Raw genomic sequence first — 1,502 nt, 5'->3', positions numbered from 1 at the left:
GCACTGGAGAAGCAGCTTGAGGAATTGCGCGGCAAACTGAAACTGCTGCAGGAGGAATCGGAATCCGTGCAGGTCACCCCTGCAGACATGCCCAATGCACAGCGCCAGTTCAACGGGCTTCACAACAGCATCCAGCAGATGGCCCGTGAAATGCCTTCTTTGGCCATGGGACCGCAGATGTTCTTTCTGGCCATATCCAACAACCTGCCGATTTTTACGGACGAACTGGCCCGTGCCCGTAAGGAATATGATGAGCTGCAGAAGTCAGGCAAGAAAGGCACACCGGTATGGAAACAGGTCCTGTCCTCGCTCTTTTCCTGGCAGACGGCCATGACCACCGGCATCATGCTGCTGGTAATGTACGGTGATGAAATCTGGGATTGGACGAAAAACCTGTTCAGTGCCAAAAAAGGCGTGGATGAATTCAACATATCACTCAAGGAAATGACCGAGATAGAGAAGGACGGTCGTGCCCAGATGGTGCGTACCCGCTTCGAACTGAAATCGGTCATCGATGAAATAAAGAACTTCACCGGCAGCAAGGAACAGGAAAAGGCGAAGGTAGAGGAACTGAACCGCAAGTACGGGGAATCTTTCGGGTATTATAAAACACTTTCCGAATGGTATGATACCCTTATCCAAAAGAGCGAGGACTATGTACAGGTTCTGCTGCACCAGGCCAATGTCCAGAACCTTGTAAAAAAAGCTGCAGAAGCCGATGAAGAGGTGAATAAAATCAAGGCGCAGAAACCGGAAGAGGCGGAAAGCGCCATGGGCTTTTTCGGGAAATGGGGACAATATATCATGCAGTCAAGCATGGCAGAATCCGGGCAGTTCTATGACGCACAGGCTGCCATCAAGAAACATGATCAGGAAGCTTATGACATACTGTTGAAAAATGCCGAAAACAAACGCGACGGTTATCTGAAAAAAGCGGAGGAAGAGGTAAGGAAAGCCGCAGAAGCAGCCAAAAAAGGAAATATCGGCGGACATACCGACCCCGAACAGTCCGGGAAGAATCCGGAAGCGGAAGCCAAGCAACGGCTTGCCACAGAGCGCAGGCTGGCGCAGGATCTTGCCGCCCTGCAGGCCGAGAACCGGAAGGAAGAGATAAACCGTATGCAAGCCGGTACCGAGAAGAAACTGGCACAAATCGAATATGACTATAACGCCCGGAAAGAAGAGATAAACCGGCAGGAAGCCGACTGGAAGCGTGAGAACAAGGAAGCCGGTCTTTCCACCGGAGATAACGGACTTACCCGGGAGCAACAGGATGAACTTGAAAAAGCCCGTGCCTCAAACACCGCGTCCCGGAAAAAAGCGGAGGCGGACGTGTACAGGGAAGAGGCGGAAGCCATGCGTGACTATCTGAAGGAATACGGGACCTTCCAGCAGCAGAAACTGGCCATCGCTGAGGAATATGCGGAGAAAATCCGCAAGGCACAGTCCCAGGGCGAAAGGCTGACTTTGGAGAAGCAGCGTGATGCGGCTGTGCACAAAGT

Annotated in this window: 1 pseudogene; it reads left to right on the top strand. The window is 52.1% G+C overall.

The window, feature by feature from the left end:
* Nucleotides 1-1,502 (top strand): annotated as a pseudogene (locus tag ABUA47_RS24730) (viral A-type inclusion protein); the annotation flags it as partial.

Origin of the sequence: Bacteroides sp. RTP31139st1_H2_RTP31139_211217 (genome assembly GCF_040227615.1) — a bacterium.
In the GTDB taxonomy this organism is placed as follows: domain Bacteria; phylum Bacteroidota; class Bacteroidia; order Bacteroidales; family Bacteroidaceae; genus Bacteroides; species Bacteroides uniformis.
This window is presented reverse-complemented; position numbering and strand designations above follow the sequence as displayed.